The organism is Micromonospora sp. NPDC049903 (assembly GCF_044460945.1).
In the GTDB taxonomy this organism is placed as follows: Bacteria; Actinomycetota; Actinomycetes; order Mycobacteriales; family Micromonosporaceae; genus Micromonospora.
Genome location: NZ_JBITKL010000016.1, coordinates 25187 through 46100 on the forward strand (window position 1 = coordinate 25187; position 20914 = coordinate 46100).

The window sequence follows — 20914 nt, forward strand, 5'->3', positions numbered from 1 at the left end:
CACGACTGGGACGCCAAATCCGCCCGTGCGTGTACCGCAACACAGTGGGGACGGGGGTTGCCCTCCCCCGTCCCCACACTAAACCCCCGTTCACGATGGGAAAAGAGGCCGACGGGTCAGACGCGCGTCACACGCGCGCCCCGCAACGGCAGTCGACCCGCCCGCCGACCGTGCGACGCCCGCCGACCGCCCCGGGCGCGCCACCCCGGTCCGCGCCCTGCGGAGCTCAGCGCACCCCGGTCCCGCCGACCCCGATGCCCGACCGGCAGCGCCATCTTTCCCACTCTCAGCCGTCCCCGCCGCCAAGGCAGCCCCGACCTGCGACGATCCGGCCCTTGGCGGGCACCGCCCACCCTTTACCCTGTATTGGGAGCGCTCCCGAGGGCTCAGGCGGTCAACCATCCACGAGGAGAACTCATGTCGATACTCACCCGGCGCGACCTGCTGCGCCACGCGGCGCTCTCGGCCACGGCCGTCACCCCCGCGGGCGCCGCCATCGGCACCACCGCCGCGGCAGCCGGCGCCGCGACCCTCGCCGGCTGCCAGCCCGGCGACACCGACCGCACCGCACCGGACACCAGCCCGGCGGTCCGGCTGCCCTTCCCACAGAACTTCGGCTGGGGCGCGGCCACCTCCGCCTACCAGATCGAGGGCGCCGCCAAGGAAGACGGCCGCGGCGAATCGGTCTGGGACACCTTCAGCCACGCTCCCGGGCGCATCCGCAACGGCGACACCGGAGACGTCGCCGCCGACCACTACCACCGCTACGCCGACGACCTCGATCTGATGCGCGACCTGGGGCTGCGCAGCTACCGGTTCTCCATCTCCTGGCCGCGCATCCAGCCCGACGGCACCGGCCCCGCCAACCAACGCGGCCTCGACTTCTATCGCCGCCTCGTCGACGGCCTGCACGAACGAGGCATCTCCCCGATGGCCACCCTGTTCCACTGGGACCTGCCTCAGGCGTTGCAGAACACCGGCGGATGGGAGTCCCGCGACGTCGCCCAGCGCTTCGCCGACTACGCCGCCATCCTCTTCGACGCCCTCGGCGACCGCGTCCCGGTCTGGCTGACCATCAACGAACCCAAGACCGTGGTGCAGAACGGCTACCTCACCGGCCACCACGCCCCCGGCCTGCGCGACCCCGACGCCGCCTACCTGGTCGCCCACCACCTGCAGCTGGCCCACGGTCTCGCGGTCCGCGCACTCCGCGAGACCAGCAGCACCGGCCGCATCGGCCCGGCCTTCAACCTGCACCCCTGCTACCCCGCCGACGACTCCCCCGCCGCCGCCGAGGCCGCCCGCCTCTACGACGGCTACGAGAACCGCCTCTACCTCGACTCCGCCCTCAAGGGCAGCTACCCCGAGGACGTCCTGGCCGACCTCGGGCCGGACAGCCGCATGGTGCGCGGCATCCGCGACGGCGACGTGGAGATCATCTCCTCCCCCATCGACCTGCTCGCGGTGCAGTACTACACCCCGATCTACGTCACCGCCAACGGCGGCACCGTCAGCCGCTGGCCCACCTCCGAGGCGGAGTGGCAGCAGATCTACCCCGACGGCATGTACGACATCCTGACCCGGGTCACCCGCGACTACGGCCCCATCCCGCTCACCGTGACCGAGAACGGCCTGCCCACCCCCGACGTACTCGCCGCCGACGGCACCGTCGAGGACACCGGCCGGGTCACCTTCCTGCGCGACCACCTCGCCGCCGCCCACCGCGCCGTCACCGACGGCGTGCCGCTGGAGAGCTTCCACGTCTGGTCGCTGCTCGACAACTTCGAGTGGGCCGAGGGCTACGACCAGCGCTGGGGTCTGATCTACGTCGACTACGCCACCCAGCGCCGCGTCTTCAAGCGCAGCGCCCACTGGTACCGCCAGGTCATCGCCGACAACGCCCTCTGAGGTGTAAGGAGGGGTCCCCTGCTAACGCCTCATGCATAGCAGGGGACCCCTGCTAACCGCCCACCTCCGGCCGTGACCCGCACCGTTGCGGCAGCGACGCGGGACCACGCCCGCCACCGGCCCTGCACTAGGGTCGGCCGCATGATCGATCGCGCCCCGTTAGGGCGGCCGTTCTGGACGTTCTGGAGCGCCGCCGCCCTGGCCAACCTGGGTGACGGCATCCGCGTCGCCGCGTTCCCGCTACTCGCCGCGGCACTCACCGACGACCCGCTGGCCGTCGCCGCCGTCGCCGCCGCCCAGTTCCTGCCCTGGCTCGTCTCCGGGCTGCTCGCCGGCGCCCTCGCCGACCGCCGCAGCGCCCGCACCCTGCTCGCCGCCGCCGACACCGCCCGGGTCGTGGTGCTGGCCACCCTCGCTACCGCAGTGGCCCTGGGCTGGGCCACCATCGCCCTGGTCGTCGCCGCCGCGTTCCTACTCGGCATCGGCGAGACCCTCCGCGACACCGCCGCCCAGACCGCCGTACCCCGGCTCGTCGCCGACGCCCACCTGGAGAAGGCCAACGGGCGGCTCGTGGCCGGGGAGATCGTCGGCAACGAGTTCGTCGGTCCCCCGGTGGGCGCGATGCTGTTCGTCGCCGGCGCGGCCATTCCCTTCGCCGTCAACGGCGCCACCCTCGCCCTGGCCGTGATGCTCGTGCTCTCCCTGCCGCTGACCCTGGCCCACCGAGCCACCAGCGCGCCCACCACCGACGAGACGTCGAACGCCGAGGGCGACGGCATCCTGGCCGGCCTGCGGTGGCTGATCCGCCAGCCGATGCTGCGTACCCTGGTGCTGGTCACCGCCGCCGTGGCCGCCGCCGACACCGCCTGGTTCGCGATCTTCGTGCTCTACGCCCGCGACGCCCTCGGCCTCGGCGCGTTCGGCTTCGGCCTGCTGCTGGCCACCGGCGCCGCAGGGGGCCTGATCGGCTCGTTCGCCGCCGACCGGCTGGTCGCCCGCTTCCGCCACCGCCACGTGCTCACCTGGTCGATGGCCGTCACCGCCGGTGTCCCGGTGCTGCTGGCCGTCACCCCGCACCGCGCCGCCGCCGTGGTCGTGGTGGTCACCACCAGCGCGGCGTTCGCCGTGCTCAACGTGGCCGCCCTGTCCGTCCGGCAACGACTCGTGCCCGGCGGCCTACTCGGCCGGGTGATCGCCGCCTCCCGCATGCTCACCTACAGCTGTACCGCGCTGGGCGCACTGGCCGGCGGCGCGCTCGCCGCCAGCGCCGGCATCGAGGCACCGTTCGTGTTCAGCGGGGTCATCGCCGTCACCGCCACCGTCGCCTGGTGGCTCGCCTCCCGACGCGGCACCCCCGGCGCCCTCGGCCTGAGATAGGCCGACGGGGCGCATCCCGCTCCCGGTCCTCAGCCGTCGTCGACGAGCCCGGCCTCGTAACCGGCGATGACCAACTGCGCCCGGTCCCGGGCCCCGAGCTTGGTCAGCAGCCGCCCGACGTGGGTCTTGAGCGTGCCCCGGCTGATGTGCAACGCCACCTCGATCTCGGCGTTGGACCGGCCCCGCGCGACCAGGGTCAGCACCTCGCGTTCGCGCGGCGTCAGCTCGTGCACCGGACGCACCGCCCGCCGACGGGTGAACTCGGCGATCAGCCGACGGGTCACGCTCGGCGCCAGCAGCGCCTCACCAGCGGCCACGATACGGATCGCGTCGACCAGCCGCGCCGGGCTGATGTCCTTGAGCACGAACCCACTGGCACCGGCGCGCAGCGCGCGGTGCACATGATCGTCGAGATCGAAAGTGGTCAGGATCAACACCCGGGTGGCACCGGGCAGGGCTGTGATCCGGGCGGTGGCATCGATCCCGTCCAGATCCGGCATCCGCACGTCCATCAGCACCACGTCCACCGGCCACCGTCGGCAGAACTCGACGGCAGCGGCACCGGTGCCCACCTCACCGGCCACGGTCATCTGCGGAGTCGCCGTGATCAGGTCCCGCAGCGCCTCGCGGAACAGCGGCTCGTCGTCGGCGATCAGCACCCGCACGGACGCCCCGGTCATGCCGCGAACGGCAGGGTCGCCCGGACACCGAACCCACCGGCCGGTTCCGGGCCGGCCGCGAACGTGCCGCCGTGGCCCACCGCCCGATCTCGCATCCCGGCCAGCCCCCGAGCGGACACCACGGACGGCGACCCGGCGGTCCCGTCGTCCACCACCTCCACCCGCAGGACACCGGCACCGGCCCTCACCGCGATCCGGCACCGTCGGGCGTCGGCATGACGCCGGACGTTGGTCAACGCCTCCTGCACGATCCGGTACGCCGACGCCTGCACACCTGCCGGCACCGCCGACAGGTCACCGCGGTCGACCACGACCTGAAGACCAGCCGCCCGCGCCTGTGCCACCAGGGCGTCCAGGCCGGCGAGGTCCGGCAGGTCGTCGTGTCCGTCGTCGAGCACGGCCCGGACGTCGTCCAACGCGGTCCGGCTGATCGTCTCGATCGTCTGCAACGTCGCCTCCCGGTCGGCGCCCACGTGATTGGCGACCGCCGCCTTCATCGCGATCAGGCTCAGGTTGTGCCCGACCACGTCGTGCACCTCCCGGGCGAGCCGCAACCGCTCCTCGGCCACCGCCTGGCGGGTACGGGCCTCGCCGAGTTGCGCGGCGTACCACCGGCGGGCGCCGACCCAGCGTCCGAGAGCCCAGACGCCGACGATGACCACGACCGCGTACCCGACCGCCGTCACCGGAGTGCTCCCGAACGACTCGACACCCGGCTCGGTCTCACCGTACAGCGGCAGCCACGTGCTGACGGCGTCGAGCACCCCGACCAGCAGCACCCCGGCCAGCGCGCCGGCCAGACCGATCACGGCGCTACGCCCTCCGGCGAGCGCCACCGGGTACAGCGCGTACGCCACCGCCCAGATCACCACCTCCGGCCGCAGGCCGACCACCAGCGCCGCCGCCCCGGCCGCCGTCACCGCGACCAGCACCGGCACCGGGGCGGTCCGCCGCAGCACCAGCGGCAGGCCGACGCACCCGGCCGCCACCCCGGCGACCAGACCCGCTCCGGGCGGCCGCATCAGCACACCCGCCGCCACCACCGCGACGGCCACCGCGAGATCGGCCACCACCAGTGACAGCTTGGTCGTCGCCTCCCCCACCCATCGCCGGTACGTCACGCCCTCACGGTAATCCCGCCCCCGCCGCCGCGGATCGGACCACGGTCCGATGCGCCCGGGGACCGCCCGGCGGCAGTCTCCATCCCATGCTCGCCACCGTCCTGCTCGCGGTCGCCCTTACCGCCGCGCCCACCCCCATCACCGTGTCCGGCCCGGTCGACGCGGCGGCCATCGACACCGTCGTGACCCGCTGGCGCGAGGCCACCGGCACTCCCGGCGTGGCCGTCGCCGTCACCCGAGGTCGGGAGGTGGTGCACACCGCCGGGTACGGGCACACCGCCGAGGGCGACCCGGTCACCGACCGCACCGTGCTGGCGGTGGCCTCGGTCAGCAAGGCGTTCACCGGCGTGGCCGTGGCGCAACTGGCCGACGCCGGCCGCATCGACCTCGACGCGCAGGTGCGCCGGTACCTGCCCGACTTCACCACCCGCGACGACCGGTCCGACCGGATCACCGTCCGGCAGTTGCTGCACCACACCTCGGGCCTGTCGGACACCACGTACCGGCCGTTCAGCGGTCCGGTCCCGCAGACGCTGGCCGAGGCGGTCACCCTGCTACGCACCGCCGACCTGGCCGCCGATCCCGGTGCCCGCTTCGACTACCACAACCCCAACTACCAGCTCGCCGCCCGGATCGTCGAGGTCGTCAGCGGCGAACCGTTCGCCGACTACCTGCGCCGGCACGTCTTCGGGCCGCTGGGCATGCACGACAGCAGGTCCGCCAACGTCTCGGCAGACCTGCCGACCAGCAGCCGTGGACACATCAGGATCGCCGGACTGTCGGTGGCGCTGCCCGAACCGCCGGCCTTCGGCGCCGGTTCCGGCGGCGTCCTCAGCACCGCCCACGACCTGTCCCGTTGGCTGATCTTTCAGCAGGACCCGCAGTCCCGGCCGGTGCTCTCAGCGACCGGCCTGGCCGAGACGCACCGTCCGTCGCACTTCGGCCACGGCTTCGGGTGGTACGTCGGCACCACCGACTCTGGGGCGCCGCTGCGCCACCACAGCGGGCACATGCTCACCTTCACCGCCTACCACGCGGTGCTGCCCGCCAGCGGATACGGCATCGCCGTACTCAGCAACGCCCGCACCGGACACGCCGACGCCCCCGAACTCGGCGACCTGCTCGTGGATCTCATCGAGGGCCGGCCGGTCGGGCGGCCCGGCCCGTCACCGGCGTGGATCGACGTGCTGCTGCTGGCCGGCGTACCAGCGGTCGTCCTGCTCGCGGCACGCGGTGTGCGGCGGGCCCGCCGCTGGGCCGACCGGCCACGACACCGTCTGGGCACCACGCTGCGCCTGCTGACGCTGACCGCGCCGATCGCGCTGCTGGTCACGCTGCACCGGATCGCCGGTTCACTCTATCGGGGACGAGACATCTCGTGGTGGCAGACCACGTACCTGTACCCGACGTTCGTCGCGCTGCTCGCCGTCACCGCCGCTGCCGGCCTGCTCGTGCTCGCCGCCCGGCTACGGCAGCTGCACACGCGACGCGGCCGCGCCTCGTGACGGGTCGTCGCCGCCCGCCGGTACGCCGGCCGCAGCCCGTCGGCCTCGGACCACATCGGGCCGCCTGGCCCGCGAGCGACGCGAACAGAGCAGGTCAGCGGGGCAGGGCCTGCTGCAACTCGGCGCGCAGCGCCGGGGTCAACATGTCCCCGGCCTGCTTGGCCAGCCGCGCCATCTCGTAGCCGACCACGCCGATGTCGGCGTCCGCCGCGGCGAGGGTGGCCAGGATCGATCCGTCGCGGACCTGCATCACCAGGAAGTAGCCCCGGCCCATCTCGACGACGGTCTGCTTGACCACGTCACCGTCGAACATCTGCGCGGCACCGGCGGTGATGCTCATCAGGCCCGACGTGACGGCGGCGAGTTTGTCGGCGTGGTCCCGGGGCAGGTTGTCCGATATCGCCACCAGCAGCCCGTCGGAGGACACCACGATCGCGTGTGCCACTCCCGGCACCCGATCCGCGAATGCGCTGACCAGCCAGCTCAGATCCCGAGCCTGCTGCGACAAGGTGGTCACCTTGGTCCCCCTTCATTCCATACGCCGGACGGTTGCACGGGAATCTGCATGGTCTCCTCGGCCTCGGCCCGCCGCACACCGCTGTACAACTTCGACAACATGCCGCCGACCGCCTCCGGGTCGGGGTCGTGCCGGACCGGCCGCTGCTGCTCCGGGCGGGCCGGCTGGCTCACCGAACTCAGTTGCGCCATCGGCACCCTCATCGGCAGGCCCTGCGCATTGGTGCCGGCGGTCACCGGCACCGTCGGCGGGGCCGGCTGCCCGACCCCCGTCGTCGGCACGGCCCCCGACGGTCCCTCCCGGGACCACCAGCCACCGCCGCCGGCCGGGACGGCCGCCGCCGGGGCGAGCACGGTCTCGGCACGTACCGGATGGGTCTGGCGGGGCACGGTGGTCGGCCGACGGCCGGCGACCGGCAGCTCCACCGGGCCGGGCCGTCCGCCCTGGTGGGCGGTCATGCCGGCCGGGATCCGCGGCGCCGGCGTCGGGTCGACGCTCGGTGCCGGTGCCGCGGCCAGCAGCGCGCCGGGCAGTCGGATCCGGGCCACCAGGCCACCGACACCGCCGTGCAGCCGCACCTCGATGCCGTGCCGGGCCGCCAGGTGACTGACCACGAACAGACCCATCCGCTCCACCGTCGCCACGTCGGCGGCCGGTGGGCTGGCCAGGACGGCGTTGGCCTCGGCCAACGCGGTCTCGGTCATGCCGATGCCCTGGTCGGCGATCTCGAGGACCGCGCCGTGGCCCTCGACCCGGGCCATGACCTGCACGACGGTGTCGGGACGGGAGAAGGCGGTGGCGTTCTCCAGCAGCTCGGCCAGCAGGTGGACCAGTTCGCCGACGGCGTGCCCGACCACGTACAGGTCCGCCACGGCCTCGTGCCGTACCCGCTGGTACTGCTCGATCTCCGCGCTGGCCGCCAGCAGCACCGCGCCCAGCCCGATCGGCCGGTTCCACCGCCGGGTCGACTCGGTACCGGCCAGCACCAGCAGGCTCTCGTCGTTACGCCGCATGCGGGCGGCCAGGTGGTCCAGCTTGAACAGGTTCTCCAGCTGGTCCGGGTCGCCTTCCTCGCGCTCCAGGTCGTCGAGCAGTTCCAGCTGCCGCTCGACCAGCACCTGACTGCGTCGGGCGAGGTTGACGAACATCGCGTTGACGTTGCGTCGCATGTTCGCCTGCTCGACCGCCACGCCGACGGCGCTGCGGTGCACGGCGACGAACGCCTCGGCCAGCTCACCGATCTCGTCGAGCGAGCGGACCACCGCCGGGGACACCTCGATGGGCGGTACGCCACCGGAGACCGACCGTAGCCGGGACAGCGCCTCGGGCAGTTCGACCTGGGCGATGCGTAGCGCCTGCGAACGCAGCAGCCGGATCGACCGGGCCAACGACCGGCCGACCAGCACCGAGATCAGCACCGCCACCAGCAGCACCGTGATGATCGCACCGATCAGCAGCAGTGTCTGACGTAGCTGGGTGCTGCTGGCCGCCTGCGCCTGTTGCACCGCCTCGGCCAGCACCTCGGCCTCGTACTGGCGCAGCAGCTCGTGGCGGTTGTCGCTGGCCTCCCACCACTGCCCGCCGGTCAGCACCAACCGACCGGCCGCGATCTGGGCGATGGCCCGATCCTCCAGCTCGCTGGTGGCGGCGAAGAGCGGGGTCACGGTCATCTCGTCGTAGCGTGCCACCTGCCCGTTGGTGGCGGCGATCCGGAACACGCCCAGCGCGGTCAGCTGGCGGGCCCGCAGTTCGGCCAGCCGCGCCCCGCCGTCGGCGCTGTAGCCGCTGTCGCGCGCGGCGGCGTACACCTCCGCGCGGACCCGCGCCGACATGTCCTTGGCCCGGGCGAACTGCACGTACCGCAGCACCGCGTCGGCCAGGTCCGGGCGGTCGTTGCCCGGCGCCGGCTGGGCGAGCAGGGTCAGCAGCCCCTCGATGGCCCGGTGGTAGTTGCCGAGGATCGTGTCGTCGCTGAGCACCACGGTCGCCATGACACCGCGGATGTACTCGACCTGCTGCACCGCCTGCGACGCCACCGAGTAGGTGTCGCGCCAGGCCGGGTCGGCCTCGGCCACCGGCTCGGCCACCTCCCGCAGCGCCCGCATCGCGTCGTCGGTGGCATCCCGGTACTGCTGCAACGAGCCCAGCATCGCGGCGCGGCCGGCCTCGTCGGCGCTGGCGCGCAGCACGGGCAGCTCACCGGCGGTACGGTCGCGTTCCTGCTGCAGCATGTGCACCAGGTAGGTGATCTCCTCACCGACGGTGACCTGCGCGGCGAAGTCGCCGAGCGTGCTCGCCCGCCCGACCAGGCTCTGGGTCTGCACCCCGGCCATGACCAGGAACGCCACCGACGGGATGACCAGCACGGCGGCGAGTTTGGTCCGCATCCGCCAGTCCCGCAACCGGAACGCGGAACGACGCCGGTGGGGCACCACCCGAACGTCGAACCGCCGTCGGCGATGCGCTGACACCTCGGGCGTCTGATGTGCTGCACCCACAGGGTCCTCCTCCCCACGCGCCCGCCGTGACCTCGGGGAGCGCGGTCCATCCAACCAGGCCCCCGAGCAGTGTCAACGTCCTGCCCTTACGAGGGGTTCAGGACGAGACCGCCGGTCGCCACCCTATGCCGGGGTCGCCGGAGCTTGATCATCCGTCCGGCTGATGTCGGCCACCACCACGGCATCGGTGATCCGGCCGGTCGCCACGAGCGCCGCGCCGGTGGCCCCGATCTCCGGGTGACGTCCGAAGTCGACCCGTCGGGGAGTGAGCACCTGGGCGAAGGTGCGGCGCCACCAGGGTGAGGCGGCCATCGCGCCGCCACCGAGGACCACGTCGGTGGGCCGGCCGACCATCGACTCCAGCCGCACCAGGTCGTCCACGACCTGCTCGCACACGCCGTGCATCAGCCCGGCCAGAATCTGCACGGAGGTGGTGCCGAAGCCCAGTCCGCGCAGCTCACCGGAGCCGGCACTCCGGTCACCCGGGGGACGGTCGCCACCGAAACCGACGTTGACCGGTACGCCCTCGCCGGGCGGCAGCAGCGCCAGGGCCTGCTCCAGCGCCGGGCCGGTGGGCAGCCGCAGCACCCGGTCCGCCCAGGCGAACAGGTTCCCGCCCGAGGAGTACGCCGCCCCGGTGACGACGTGGTCGTGGTCGACGCGGTAGCGCCACAGCCGCTGCGGCAGCGGCGACTGCGGAGCGTGTGCGGGCATCCGCTGCAACAGTCGTACCGCCGAGGAGGTGCCGACCGTCACCGCCGCCCGCCTGTCGTCGATGCACCCGGAGCCGACGTTGGAGGCGGCGCCGTCGCCGACCGGGGCCGTCCAGGACGCCTGCGCCAGGTCCGGCCAGCGGCGGGCGTACTCGCCGCGCAACCGACCCCGCCAGTCCCGACCGGCCAGCTCGGGCAGGTCCTCGCCGCGGGTGCCGGCCAGCGTGCACGCCTCGGGATCCCAGTCCAGGGTGCCCAGGTCGAGCAGGCCGGTGCCGGAAGCCTGCGACATCGACATCGGCGCGTCGGTGAGCAGCCGTCCCAGCGCGTACTCGACCAGGCCGGTGAAGCGGCCCACCCGGGTGCCGGCCTGCTCACGCAGCCACGGCAGACGCACCGACCAGTAGCAGCGGTGCCACCAGGTGCCGGTGCGCTGGTGGTAGTCGACCGCGTCGACCGGCCCGCCCAGCGCCGGCGACGGCTCGGGGCGGGTGTCCAGCCAGGTGAGCACCGGGCCGAGTGGTTCGTCGTCGACGCCCAGCGGCAGCACCGAGTGCCATTGGGCGCTGACCGCGATCAGGTCCACCTCGCGCAGGTGACCGTGTTCGTGCAGCTCGTCGAGGCACTCGATCAGGCAGGCCAGGTACTGCCGAGGGTCCAGGGTGCCGGCACCGTCACCGTCGACGGTGAGCACGGTCTTACGCCGCGCCAACGCACCCGGAAGGGGACGGATGTCGGCGTCCATCACGAGCCCCCGCACCGAGGAGGTTCCCAGGTCCAGCGCGAGAATGTTCATCGCGGTCAACGTACCCGCTGACGTCGCCGCCCGGCGTCACCGCCCACGCCAGTCCGCCGAACGGCTTCCGCACCTCCCGGACCGCGCGTAGGGTGTGCGCATGCCTACGCGCCTGTCCTGCTGGTGGCCCGCCGACCCGGCGGCCTCCCTGCACGCGTAGTCACCCACGCGGCCGCCCGACGAGGCGGCCGCCGGTTCTGGTTTCCGGCCCGTGGGCCGCCGCAACGGCGGCTCCCGGAGCCAGGAGAGACCGATGAACCCACTGACCGACCTGCTCGCCGCGCTCGCCGACGGCGTCGACCCGGGCCCGTTCGCCCTGGTACGCCGCGACGACGCCCCCCACCTCGACCTGTTCACCGGCACGGTGGACACCGCCGCGCGGCTGGCCGACCTGCCGCTGGCCACCGGCGTTCCCGGCCCGGCCACGCTGGCGCTGGTGCCGTTCCGGCAGATCACCGAACGCGGCTTCGCCTGCGTGGACGACGACGTGCCGCTGGAGTACCTGCGGATCGGGCGGCACGTCCGGGTACCGCTGGCCGACGCCCTCGACGCGTTACCCGAGGGCCCGGTCCGCACCACCGGCGCCGCCTTCGACGTCACCGACGACGCCTACGCCGCCGTCGTCGCCCGGGTGCTGACCGAGGAGATCGGACGCGGCGAGGGCGCCAACTTCGTCATCCACCGCACCCTGCACGCCCAGGTCCAGGGTGCGCCACTGACCGCCGCGCTGGCCGCCCTCCGGTCGCTGCTGCACCGCGAACGCGGCGCGTACTGGACGTTCGTGGTGCACACGGGCACCCGCACGCTGGTCGGTGCCAGCCCGGAACGGCACGTCAGCGTCGACGACGGGCTGGTCATGATGAACCCGATCAGCGGCACCTTCCGACACACCGGCGCCACCGCCGACCGGGCCGCCCTGCTGCGCTTCCTCGCCGACACCAAGGAGACCGAGGAGCTGTACATGGTCCTCGACGAGGAACTGAAGATGATGGCCACGGTGGCCGAACACGGCGGTCAGGTGGTCGGGCCGTACCTCAAGGAGATGTCGCACCTGGCGCACACCGAGTACCTGCTGGCGGGGCACGGCAGCCGGGACGTCCGCGAGGTGCTGCGGGAGACGATGTTCGCCCCCACGGTGACCGGCAGCCCGATGGAGAACGCCTGCCGGGTCATCGCCCGCCACGAACGCACCGGCCGCCGCTACTACGCCGGAGTGCTCGCGCTGCTCGGGCACGACGACAACGGTCAACAGACCCTCGACGCACCGATCCTGATCCGCACCGCCGAACTCTCCCCCACCGGTGAGCTGCGGGTACCGGTCGGAGCGACCCTGGTCCGGCACTCCACGCCCGCCGCCGAGGTCGCCGAGACCCACGCCAAGGCCGCCGGGGTGCTGGCCGCCCTCGGCCTCGGACCACAGGCACCGCAGGCCGGACCGCAGCCACCCCGCCGTCTGGCCGACGACCCGGAGGTACGCGCCGCGCTGGCCGCCCGCAACGCCCCGCTGGCCCGCTTCTGGCTCGACCAGCGGCCGACGGGTGCCCTGGCCCTGCCCGCCCTGGCCGGCCGCCGGGCCCTCGTCGTCGACGGCGAGGACACCTTCACCGGCATGCTCGCCCACCAGCTCGGTGCCCTCGGCCTGACGGTGACCGTCCGACCGTGGCACGCCACCGGCCCGGTCCGCGCCGACGACCTGGTCGTCGTGGGCCCCGGACCCGGCGACCCCACCGGCGACAGCACGAAGATGCAGCGGCTGCGTGACCTGCTCACCGAGCTGCTCGACGCCGGGCACCCGACCCTGGCGGTCTGCCTCGGCCACCAGTTGCTCGCCGGCCTGCTCGGGCTGCCCGTCATCCGCCGCGACGCGCCCTACCAGGGGCTGCAACGCACCGTCATGCTCGCCGGCACGCCCCGCCGGGTCGGCTTCTACGCCACCTTCACCGCCCACGCCGACACCGACCGCCTCGACAGCCCGTACGGCCCGGTCGAGGTGGCCCGAGACGAGGTCGACGGCGCGGTGCACGCGCTACGCGGCCGGGGCTTCGCCGGGGTGCAGTTCCATCCCGAATCGGTACTCAGCCCGGACGGGGTCGCGGTGCTGGCCGACCTGCTGGCGGAGCTGCTACCGGCACCGGCCGGCGAGTTGTCCACCACCGGGCAGGCATAGCCGGCCCGATCCGGGGTAGCGGTGTTCACGGCCGACGGTCCGGGCGGGTATGAGAGCCCCCGCCCGGACCGCCGGTCCCTGGGTCAGCCGTCCAGGCCCTGCTTGAGCGCCGCACCGATGTGCACCGCCCGCTTGGCCGTCAACGCCGTCGCTTCCAACGCCACGTGATCCGGCGCGGTCTCCCCGTTGTTGCTGGTGTGCGACGCGCCGTACGGGTTGCCGGAGACGAACTGGCTCGGCTCGGTGTAGCCGGGGGCGACCACGATCCCGCCCCAGTGATAGAAGACGTGGAACAGCGACAGCAGCGTCGACTCCTGCCCACCGTGGTGCGTCGCCGTCGAGGTGAACGCCGAGTACACCTTGTTGGCCAACGCGCCCTGCGCCCACAGCGGCCCGGTGGTGTCGATGAACTGCTTGAGCTGCGCGGCGATCAGACCGTACCGGGTCGGCGAACCGAAGATCACCACATCGGCCCAGCTCAGGTCGTCCGGCTGCGCCTCCTCGACGTCCTGGGTCTCCAGCCGGTGCGCCTCCCAGCCCGAGTTCGACCGGATCGCCTCGTCCGGGGCCAACTCGCGCACCTTGCGCAACCGGACCTCCGCACCGGCCTGCTCGGCGGCCTCCCGGGCCGACTGCGCCATCTGGTACGTGATGCCGGTCGCGCTGTAGTAGATCACCGCCACCTTGACCTGTGCCGCCATCGCCTACGTCCTTCCTGCCGTGATCGTCGGTAAGCTTCCGCGACTACCCGATGCTTGCGTCGACAAACATTCGTCGGACTCGACCGATCCCGCCGTCGACGCCCTGTCCACCGGTCGACGGACACCACGGTTCCGTCCACCGGTCGTCCCGGCGCACCCCCGCGCCGACCGACGATCAGGACATGACCGACACCCCCGCCATCCGCGTCCGCGGACTGCGCAAGACCTACGGCGGCACCATCGCCGTGGCCGGCGTCGACCTGGACGTCGCCACCGGCGAGGTGGTGGCCCTGCTCGGACCCAACGGCGCCGGCAAGACCACCACCATCGACATCCTGCAGGGCCACCGCGACCGCGACGCCGGTGACGTGCAGGTGCTCGGCCGCGACCCGGCCCACATCGACCTCGACTGGCGCGCCGGCCTCGGCGTCGTCGCCCAGGACAGCGACGACCTGACCGAACTGACCGTCGCCGAGGCGGTCCGCCACTTCGCCCGCTACTACCCCACACCCCGCGACCCCGCCGAAGTCGTCAAGCTGGTCGGTCTCACCGACAAGGCCACCGCCCGGGTCCGTACCCTCTCCGGCGGCCAACGCCGCCGCCTGGACGTGGCCCTCGGCGTGGTCGGCCGCCCCCGGCTGCTCTTCCTCGACGAACCGACCACCGGCTTCGACCCGCAGGCCCGCCGCCAGTTCTGGACGCTGATCCGCCGACTCGCCGGCGAGGACACCACCATCCTGTTCAGCACCCACTACCTCGACGAGGCCGAGGCACTGGCCGACCGCGTCGCGGTCATCGTCGGCGGCCGGATCGTCGCCGACGGCACCCCCGCCACCCTCGGCGGACGCGCCACCGCCCGCACCGTCGTCCGGTGGGCCGACGGCCGGCAGGAGACCGACGACCCCGCCGCCCTCGTCGCCGACCTGACCCGCCGCTACGGCGGCACCGTGCCCGGGCTGACCGTCAGCCGCCCCAGCCTCGAAGACGTCTACCTCGACCTGATCGGAGCGACCCCGTGACCGCCACCGCCCACCGCGCTGCCAGCCGCCGCCCCACCGCACTGCGGCTCGGGCTGCACCGCGCCGGCATCGAACTGCGGTGCTTCTTCCGGGAACGCGACGCCGTGGTGTTCACCTTCGCCATGCCTGCGGTCATCCTCGCCCTGCTCGGCGCGATCTTCGACGGCGTCTACGAGGGCAGCGACGTCACCTCGGCCCAGTACCTCGCCCCGAGCATGATCGCCGCCGGCATCGCCTCCACCACCTTCGTCAACCTGGGCACCGGCATCGCCGCCGACCGCGACGACGGCACCCTGCGCCGACTACGCGGCGTCCCGATGCCACCCTCGGCGTACATCGTCGGCAAGACCCTGATGGCCCTGGTGGTCAGCATCGGCGAGACGATCCTGCTGCTGGCCATCGCGGTGCTCGCCTTCGACCTGAAGCTGCCCACCGACCCCGGACGCTGGCTCACCTTCGGCTGGGTGTTCCTGCTCGGCGCCACCGCCTGCGCCCTAGTCGGCATCGCCGCCAGCAGCCTGGCCCGCTCGGCACGCAGCGCCGGAGCCGTGATGAACCTGCCCTACCTCGTGCTCGCCTTCATCTCCGGCGTCTTCTACACCCCCGTCGGGCAACTGCCCGAACCGCTGGTCACGATCGGCTCGCTGTTCCCGCTCAAATGGATGGCCCAGGGCTTCCGCTCGGTGTTCCTGCCCGACACCATCCTCCCCCAGGAGGTCGTACCCTCCTGGGAGCACGGCCGGATCGCGCTCGTGCTCGCCGCCTGGTGCATCGGAGGAATGGTGCTGTGCCTGACCACCTTCCGCTGGCGAGGTCGACGCAACCGATGACCCCACCGACCGACACGTGGAGCGCACGCTTCCGGCTCTGGGACGGCTACTTCGCCCTGGCCACCGTCGGCGTCGCCGTGGCCGTGGCCGCCGACGGCAGCCGTACGCCCGCCGCCCGCCTCGGCTGCCTCGCGCTGTTCGGAGCCCTGACCGGCTGGTACCTCGGCGTCGGCCGCAGGCTCATGCGCGACTCCGTCGAAGACTGGCGCAGCTACCTCTACCTCGCCGGAGTGGTCCTGCTCTACGTGCCGGCGGTCCTGCTCAGCGGCACCGCCTCGTTCCTGCTGTTCGTGCTCAACCCACAGATGTTCATGGTGCTGCCCGCCATACCAGCAGTCGGCGCGGTGCTGCTGCTCAACTCGGTGCACGTGATCGTCCTGGCCGTCCGGCTGCCGGACCTGGGCGACGTAGTTCCCCCGCTGCTGATCGCCCTGATGACCGTCCTCGTGGTCAGCGTGCTGGGCGTCTGGGCCCAACACACCGTCGCCGAGAGCGGCCGACGCGCCGAGCTGATCGCCCAACTGGAACAGACCCGGGCCGAGCTGGCCGAGGTGTCGCACCGCGCCGGTGTGGCCGCCGAACGACAGCGACTCGCCGCCGACATCCACGACACCGTGGCCCAGGGCCTGTCCAGCGTGGTGATGCTGGTCCAGGCCGCCGACGCCGACCTGGGCCGCGACCCGGACCAGGCCCGCCGCCATCTGGACCTGGCCCGGCAGACCGCCCGGGAGAACCTGCTCGACGTCCGCACCCTGATCGCCGCGCTCACCCCGACGCAGATCGACGGCTCCCCGCTGGAACAGGCGCTGCACCGGCTGGCCGACCGATTCACCCGGGAGACCGGGGTACCGGTCACCTGCACCGCCGACCTGACCACCGGCCGGACGCCGGGCACCGCCGTGGAGGTGGTGCTGCTGCGCGCCGCCCAGGAGGCGCTGACCAATGTCCGACGGCATGCCGACGCCACCGCCGTGGCCGTCCTGCTGCACGGCGACGAGGACCGGGTCACCCTGGAGATCGGCGACGACGGCGTCGGGTTCGACCCCGCCGGGGCGTACCCGGACGGCGACGGCGGCTACGGACTGACCGGGCTGCGCACCCGGGTAGAGCAGGTCGACGGCGCTGTCGTCGTACGCTCGGCCCCCGGCGAGGGGACCACGATCCGGGTGGAGGTGCCGTACCAATGATCACCGTGCTGCTGGTGGACGACCACCCGGTGGTCCGCGCCGGAGTCGCCGGCATGCTCGCCGGCACCGACGACATCACCGTCGTCGGCGAGGCCGCCGACGCCGCCGAGGCACTCGCGGCCGTCCGCGCCCACCACCCGGACGTGGTCCTGATGGACCTGCGGCTGCCCGGCGACGACGGCGCCACCGCCACCGGCCGGATCCTCACCGACCGGCCGCAGACCCGGGTGGTGGTGCTGACCACCTACGAGACCGACACCGACATCCTGCGGGCCGTCGAGGCCGGCGCCGCCGGCTACCTACTCAAGGACACCTCCCGCGCCGACCTGATCACCGCGATCCGCACCGCCGCCCGCGGCGGCACCGTCCTGGCCCCCTCGGTGGCCACCCGACTGCTGCACCAGGTACGCCATCCCACCGCCCGCGACACCCTGTCACCGCGGGAGGTGCAGGTGCTGCGGCTGGTCGCCCGAGGGCTGTCCAACGCCGAGATCGGCCGGGAACTGCACATCGGCGAGGCGACCGTGAAGACCCACCTGCTGCGGACCTTCAACAAACTCGACGTCTCCGACCGCACCGCCGCCGTCACCACCGCCATGGCCGCCGGTCTGCTCTGACACCGCCCCCGACGACCGGCCCGGCAACCTGGCTGGCATGCTCGCGAGCATGCAGATCAGGACCGCGACCGCCGGGGACTGGCCCGGCATCTGGCCCTTCCTGCGCGAGATCGTCTCCGCCGGGGACACCTACACCTGGCCCCGCGACGTCGACGAGACCCGCGCCCGCGACATGTGGCTGGTCCCCCCACCCGGGCGCACCGTCGTCGCCGTCGACGACGACGGCACCGTGCTCGCCTCGGCGAAGATGACCCCCAACCAGCTCGGCCCCGGTGACCACGTGGCCAACGCCAGCTTCATGGTCGCCCCGGCCGCCGCCGGTCGTGGGATCGGCCGGGCCCTCGGCGCGTACGTGCTGGACCTGGCCCGCACCGACGGCTACCACGCGATGCAGTTCAACGCCGTGGTCGCCACCAACACCCGCGCCGTGGCGCTGTGGCGATCACTCGGCTTCGACGTGGTCGGCCGCATCCCCGACGGCTTCCGCCACCCCACCCAGGGCCACGTCGACCTGCTCGTCATGTACCAACGCCTCTGAGCCGCCCGGAGGGCCCACGGCCACGCCGGATAACCTGGGCCGGTGATGCTGCCCCTGCCCACCGGCGACTTCCAGGCCTACCTGTTCGACTGCGACGGCACCATCGTCGACTCCATGCCCCAGCACTACACCGCCTGGCGGCAGGCGCTCGACGAGTGGGAGTGCGCCTTCCCCGAGGAGCTGTTCTACGCCTGGGCCGGCCGCCCCACGCTCGACATCGTCGCCGCCCTCAACCAGCAGCAGGGCCTCGACATGCCGGTGGAGACCGTCGTCGCCCGCCGCGAGGAGCACTACCAGCGGCTGCTGCCCACCGCCGCCGGCATCCCCGAGGTGCTGCACCACATCGAGGACGCGCACGGACGCATCCCCTTCGCGGTGGTCTCCGGCAGCACCCGGGAAGCCGTCACCGCCTCCCTCGGCGCGCTCGGCATCCTCGACCGGTTCGACGTGCTGGTCTGTGCCGGCGACTACACCCGCCCCAAGCCCGACCCGGAGCCGTTCCTGCGCGCCGCCGAGCTGCTCGGCGTACCGCCGCACGCCTGCCTGGTCTTCGAGGACGCCGACCTGGGCATCGAGGCCGCCGTCGCCGCCGGCATGGCAGCGGTACGCGTGCCCCAGCCCCGCCTGGGCGACTGACCCACCGGAAACCGCGCCCGTCTGTCGGTGTCCGGGCCTATGCTGCGCTCGACCGACGACGGAGGGCGATGTAGTGGCACCTACCGGCACGACGCTGACCGGGTCTCCGGCGCTGACCGGCCCCGAAGCGCTCGCCCTGCGGATGACCAGCCTGCTGCTGAGCCCCACCCCCGCCACCACACCGCACACCGTGGCCGAGGTCGTCGAGTGGTTTGGCGCCATGCAGGCTCAGGAGATCAACAGCGGCCTGTGGTCGCTGGGCGTACGGTTACCCGGCGCCACCCAGACCGACGTGCACGCCGCGCTGGAACGCCGGGAGGCCCTGCGGACCTGGCCGATGCGCGGCACCATCCACCTCGTCCCCGCCCGCGACGCGCGCTGGATGCTGGAGCTGACCGGCATACGGGCGCTGGCCGGCGCGGCAGCGCGCCGCGAGTTCCTCGGCCTGAGCGAGGCCGAGGCGGACCGCGCCGCCGACGTGCTCGGCACCGCCCTGGCCGACGGCGGTCGGCTGACCCGCACCGACTGCGTGGCCGCCCTGGTCGCCGCCGGCATCGACGGCGCCGGTCAGCGCGGCTACCACCTGCTCTGGTATGCCAGCCAGCGTGGCGTCACCTGCATCGCCCCCAACATCGGCACCGAGCAGACCTTCGCACTGCTCGACGAGTGGGCGCCCGGCCAGCACCGACCCGACCGGGACGAGGCGCTGGCCACCCTCGCCGTGCGCTACTTCCGCAGCCACGGCCCCACCACCCGGCAGGACTTCGCCGGCTGGAGCGGCCTGACCGCCGCCGACGCGAAACGCGCCATCGCCGCCGCCGGGGACGACCTGACCACCGTCCAGGTCGACGGCACCGAAGCGGTCCTGCCGCCCGCCCTGCTCGACGCACCCCGCACACCCACGCCCGACGTGCTGACCCTGCCCGGGTTCGACGAGTACCTGCTCGGCTTCAAGGACCGCGCACTGATGCTCGATCCCGCGCACAAACAGGCCATCATCCCCGGCGGCAACGGCGTCTTCCAGGCCACCGTCGTGATCGGCGGCCGGGTCGTCGGCACCTGGAAACGCACCCTGGCCAAGACCCGGGTCACCTTCGCCGTGAAGCCGCTGGTCCCGCTCGACCCGGCACAGCGCACACAGGTCGAGCAGGCCCTGCACCGCTACGCCGACTTCCTCGCCCTCCCACCCCGCGTGACCTGGCCCGACTAACGGCCCGGGCAGGCGAAATGCCCTCGGAGTGTCAAGCGCGGGCGATGTCTCGGCAGGCCGTGGCGATCAGCAGGCCCAGGCCGACGGCCATCAGCGGCAGCCCCAACCCGAAGGGCAGTTCCGCGACGGAGTTCAGGTTGCCGCCTCGCCCGATGTTCCCGAAGCTGGCCGCCACCACCGCCAAGACCATTACCAGGGTGCCGATCCCGGCAGCCAACGCGGCCATCGCCGCCTCGACGACGGTCCGGGCCCAGAAACTGGTCACGACCGCCACCAGCAGAAAGGCGAACGTCCAGAGCGTCCACCCCCCACCGCTGCTCAGGCTGGCGTACTCCCAACCGGAGTACCACCACAGGTGCCGTGGCGACTGCCGGAACCACGGGAGCAGGTACCCGAAGAGTATGAGCATCGTCGCGAGGAGCATCACGCCGTCGAAGCCGGCGAGCCTGCTGACACCCTTGTCCTGAGTCACCTTCGGGATGCTAGCCACACCACGCCAAGGACTCGACGGTCAGAGCAACGAGTCGTCGTAGGCGGCAGTCAGCGTACCGCCGGCATCGCCGGTGTTCACCACACCGGTCGGCTCGATCAGGATCGCGTGCACCTCCCCGTCGGCGACCGGGCAGTGCTCGACGCCACGAGGCACGACGAACAGCTGCCCCGGACGCAGGAGCACGTCACCGTCGCGCAGCTGGATGGTCAGTTCCCCGCTCACCACGAGAAACAGCTCGTCGGTGTCCTCGTGGGTGTGCCAGACGAACTCCCCGCGTACCTTGACGACCTTGACCTCGTAGTCGTTGAGCCGCGCCACCACCTTCGGTGACCAGTGCTCGGAGAAACGGGACAACTTGTCAGCGATGTCGACAGCCTCATGCGCCACGCTGACCATCCTGA

The 20914-nt window shown here is 72.8% G+C and carries 19 protein-coding genes; 11 read left to right on the forward strand and 8 right to left on the reverse strand.

Annotation, left to right across the window (positions count from 1 at the left end):
- The first annotated feature begins 417 nt into the window (after positions 1-417).
- Positions 418-1908: a GH1 family beta-glucosidase gene (locus tag ACIBO1_RS22200; protein ID WP_396749466.1), complete on the forward strand. Its 1491-nt coding sequence runs from the start codon at positions 418-420 to the stop codon at positions 1906-1908.
- A 141-nt stretch (positions 1909-2049) separates the two neighbouring features.
- Positions 2050-3285: an MFS transporter gene (locus ACIBO1_RS22205; RefSeq protein WP_396749468.1), complete on the forward strand. Its 1236-nt coding sequence runs from the start codon at positions 2050-2052 to the stop codon at positions 3283-3285.
- 29 nt (positions 3286-3314) lie between these two features.
- On the opposite strand, the gene ACIBO1_RS22210 is transcribed toward ACIBO1_RS22205, so the two are convergent.
- The gene (locus ACIBO1_RS22210) at positions 3315-3965 is read right to left on the reverse strand and encodes a response regulator (protein WP_396749471.1); all 651 of its coding nucleotides are present in this window, start codon (positions 3963-3965) and stop codon (positions 3315-3317) included.
- On the reverse strand, positions 3962-5086 hold the full coding sequence (locus ACIBO1_RS22215; protein WP_396749473.1) for a sensor histidine kinase: 1125 nt from the start codon (positions 5084-5086) through the stop codon (positions 3962-3964). Before ACIBO1_RS22215 ends, ACIBO1_RS22210 begins: the two co-directional genes overlap by 4 nt.
- 86 nt (positions 5087-5172) lie before the next feature.
- Here ACIBO1_RS22215 and ACIBO1_RS22220 point away from each other — a divergent pair, with 86 nt between their 5' ends.
- Positions 5173-6591, forward strand: coding sequence for a serine hydrolase domain-containing protein (locus tag ACIBO1_RS22220; RefSeq protein WP_396749475.1), 1419 nt, complete (start codon positions 5173-5175; stop codon positions 6589-6591).
- Positions 6592-6685: 94 nt separating this feature from the next.
- On the opposite strand, the gene ACIBO1_RS22225 is transcribed toward ACIBO1_RS22220, so the two are convergent.
- From ACIBO1_RS22225 to ACIBO1_RS22235, 3 genes are all read right to left on the reverse strand, one after another.
- Complete coding sequence (locus tag ACIBO1_RS22225; protein ID WP_350699522.1) at positions 6686-7099, reverse strand: roadblock/LC7 domain-containing protein; 414 nt, start codon at positions 7097-7099, stop codon at positions 6686-6688.
- A gap of 5 nt (positions 7100-7104) precedes the next feature.
- Positions 7105-9606, reverse strand: a complete 2502-nt coding sequence (locus ACIBO1_RS22230; RefSeq protein ID WP_396749478.1) for a nitrate- and nitrite sensing domain-containing protein — start codon at positions 9604-9606, stop codon at positions 7105-7107.
- Between the two features lie 123 nt (positions 9607-9729).
- Complete coding sequence (locus ACIBO1_RS22235) at positions 9730-11115, reverse strand: FGGY family carbohydrate kinase (protein ID WP_396749481.1); 1386 nt, start codon at positions 11113-11115, stop codon at positions 9730-9732.
- A gap of 253 nt (positions 11116-11368) precedes the next feature.
- Between ACIBO1_RS22235 and ACIBO1_RS22240 the strand changes: the two genes are divergently transcribed.
- Positions 11369-13282 carry an anthranilate synthase family protein gene (locus ACIBO1_RS22240; RefSeq protein ID WP_396749483.1) on the forward strand — a complete coding sequence of 638 codons (1914 nt, stop codon included), beginning with the start codon at positions 11369-11371 and terminating at the stop codon, positions 13280-13282.
- A gap of 83 nt (positions 13283-13365) precedes the next feature.
- On the opposite strand, the gene wrbA is transcribed toward ACIBO1_RS22240, so the two are convergent.
- Positions 13366-13983 (reverse strand): NAD(P)H:quinone oxidoreductase, encoded by a 618-nt coding sequence (wrbA, locus tag ACIBO1_RS22245; RefSeq protein ID WP_396749485.1) that lies wholly within the window; start codon positions 13981-13983, stop codon positions 13366-13368.
- Positions 13984-14165: 182 nt separating this feature from the next.
- Between wrbA and ACIBO1_RS22250 the strand changes: the two genes are divergently transcribed.
- From ACIBO1_RS22250 to ACIBO1_RS22280, 7 genes are all read left to right on the forward strand, one after another.
- Positions 14166-15002 (forward strand): ABC transporter ATP-binding protein, encoded by an 837-nt coding sequence (locus ACIBO1_RS22250; protein WP_396749487.1) that lies wholly within the window; start codon positions 14166-14168, stop codon positions 15000-15002.
- Positions 14999-15832: an ABC transporter permease gene (locus tag ACIBO1_RS22255; protein WP_396749489.1), complete on the forward strand. Its 834-nt coding sequence runs from the start codon at positions 14999-15001 to the stop codon at positions 15830-15832. The genes ACIBO1_RS22250 and ACIBO1_RS22255 overlap by 4 nt, the downstream gene beginning before the upstream one ends.
- On the forward strand, positions 15829-17019 hold the full coding sequence (locus tag ACIBO1_RS22260) for a sensor histidine kinase (protein WP_396749491.1): 1191 nt from the start codon (positions 15829-15831) through the stop codon (positions 17017-17019). The genes ACIBO1_RS22255 and ACIBO1_RS22260 overlap by 4 nt, the downstream gene beginning before the upstream one ends.
- The gene (locus tag ACIBO1_RS22265) at positions 17016-17636 is read left to right on the forward strand and encodes a response regulator (RefSeq protein ID WP_396749493.1); all 621 of its coding nucleotides are present in this window, start codon (positions 17016-17018) and stop codon (positions 17634-17636) included. Before ACIBO1_RS22260 ends, ACIBO1_RS22265 begins: the two co-directional genes overlap by 4 nt.
- 49 nt (positions 17637-17685) lie before the next feature.
- On the forward strand, positions 17686-18174 hold the full coding sequence (locus ACIBO1_RS22270; protein WP_396749495.1) for a GNAT family N-acetyltransferase: 489 nt from the start codon (positions 17686-17688) through the stop codon (positions 18172-18174).
- Positions 18175-18219: 45 nt separating this feature from the next.
- The gene (locus tag ACIBO1_RS22275) at positions 18220-18810 is read left to right on the forward strand and encodes an HAD family hydrolase (RefSeq protein ID WP_396749737.1); all 591 of its coding nucleotides are present in this window, start codon (positions 18220-18222) and stop codon (positions 18808-18810) included.
- Between the two features lie 73 nt (positions 18811-18883).
- Positions 18884-20020 (forward strand): winged helix DNA-binding domain-containing protein, encoded by a 1137-nt coding sequence (locus ACIBO1_RS22280; RefSeq protein ID WP_396749498.1) that lies wholly within the window; start codon positions 18884-18886, stop codon positions 20018-20020.
- Positions 20021-20051: 31 nt separating this feature from the next.
- On the opposite strand, the gene ACIBO1_RS22285 is transcribed toward ACIBO1_RS22280, so the two are convergent.
- A complete protein-coding gene (locus tag ACIBO1_RS22285) occupies positions 20052-20492 on the reverse strand; it encodes a hypothetical protein (protein ID WP_396749500.1) in 441 nt (146 codons plus the stop codon).
- A 39-nt stretch (positions 20493-20531) separates the two neighbouring features.
- Positions 20532-20900, reverse strand: a complete 369-nt coding sequence (locus ACIBO1_RS22290) for a cupin domain-containing protein (RefSeq protein WP_396749502.1) — start codon at positions 20898-20900, stop codon at positions 20532-20534.
- Positions 20901-20914: the final 14 nt, after the last annotated feature.

Coding starts and splice junctions, on each gene's coding strand:
- ACIBO1_RS22275 (WP_396749737.1), top strand. CDS start 18,220: ATGCTGCCCCTGCCCACCGGCGACTTCCAGGCCTACCTGTTCGACTGC.
- ACIBO1_RS22270 (WP_396749495.1), top strand. CDS start 17,686: ATGCAGATCAGGACCGCGACCGCCGGGGACTGGCCCGGCATCTGGCCC.
- ACIBO1_RS22210 (WP_396749471.1), bottom strand. CDS start 3,965: ATGACCGGGGCGTCCGTGCGGGTGCTGATCGCCGACGACGAGCCGCTG.
- ACIBO1_RS22235 (WP_396749481.1), bottom strand. CDS start 11,115: ATGAACATTCTCGCGCTGGACCTGGGAACCTCCTCGGTGCGGGGGCTC.
- ACIBO1_RS22220 (WP_396749475.1), top strand. CDS start 5,173: ATGCTCGCCACCGTCCTGCTCGCGGTCGCCCTTACCGCCGCGCCCACC.
- ACIBO1_RS22205 (WP_396749468.1), top strand. CDS start 2,050: ATGATCGATCGCGCCCCGTTAGGGCGGCCGTTCTGGACGTTCTGGAGC.
- ACIBO1_RS22240 (WP_396749483.1), top strand. CDS start 11,369: ATGAACCCACTGACCGACCTGCTCGCCGCGCTCGCCGACGGCGTCGAC.
- ACIBO1_RS22250 (WP_396749487.1), top strand. CDS start 14,166: ATGACCGACACCCCCGCCATCCGCGTCCGCGGACTGCGCAAGACCTAC.
- ACIBO1_RS22200 (WP_396749466.1), top strand. CDS start 418: ATGTCGATACTCACCCGGCGCGACCTGCTGCGCCACGCGGCGCTCTCG.
- ACIBO1_RS22265 (WP_396749493.1), top strand. CDS start 17,016: ATGATCACCGTGCTGCTGGTGGACGACCACCCGGTGGTCCGCGCCGGA.
- ACIBO1_RS22260 (WP_396749491.1), top strand. CDS start 15,829: ATGACCCCACCGACCGACACGTGGAGCGCACGCTTCCGGCTCTGGGAC.
- wrbA (WP_396749485.1), bottom strand. CDS start 13,983: ATGGCGGCACAGGTCAAGGTGGCGGTGATCTACTACAGCGCGACCGGC.